Source organism: Brevibacillus borstelensis, from assembly GCF_037834415.1.
Taxonomy (GTDB): Bacteria; Bacillota; Bacilli; order Brevibacillales; family Brevibacillaceae; genus Brevibacillus; species Brevibacillus borstelensis_A.
The window spans coordinates 1-401 of sequence record NZ_JAUMSJ010000125.1 but is presented as its reverse complement, the minus strand read 5'-3'; the positions used below and the strand labels follow the sequence as shown (position 1 = coordinate 401).

Below are 401 nucleotides of genomic sequence, written 5' to 3'. Positions count from 1 at the left end.
CGTTCGCTGTTCAGTTTTGAGGGAGCATCATTCCCCTCTACTTGGCTTTTACTGTTCTCAGGGAAGTACGGGCCTATAGCTCAGTTGGTTAGAGCGCACGCCTGATAAGCGTGAGGTCGGCTGTTCGAGTCAGCCTAGGCCCACCATAACCACCTCGGCGATAGACCGAGAGGACAAGAAAAGCATCCAATCGAATGCTTTTTCCTTTTGGGTAAAGCATGGGGCTGTAGCTCAGTTGGGAGAGCGCCTGCCTTGCAAGCAGGAGGTCATCGGTTCGATCCCGTTCAGCTCCACCAATTCCAAAAAATACATCTTGAAAGTGATAGGCATGATGTGATACATTATTCCTTGTCGCTTTTAAGAGTATCAGGAAGCAACTTTATAAGGAAGGCCTGCTAAAG

At 48.9% G+C, this 401-nt stretch carries 2 tRNA genes; both read left to right on the top strand.

The annotated features are described in order from the left end of the window. Positions 1–69 precede the first annotated feature (69 nt). A tRNA-Ile gene (locus Q3F21_RS27245) sits at positions 70–146 on the top strand. A 74-nt stretch (positions 147–220) separates the two neighbouring features. Then, positions 221–296 (top strand) — tRNA-Ala (locus tag Q3F21_RS27240). Positions 297–401 lie beyond the last annotated feature (105 nt).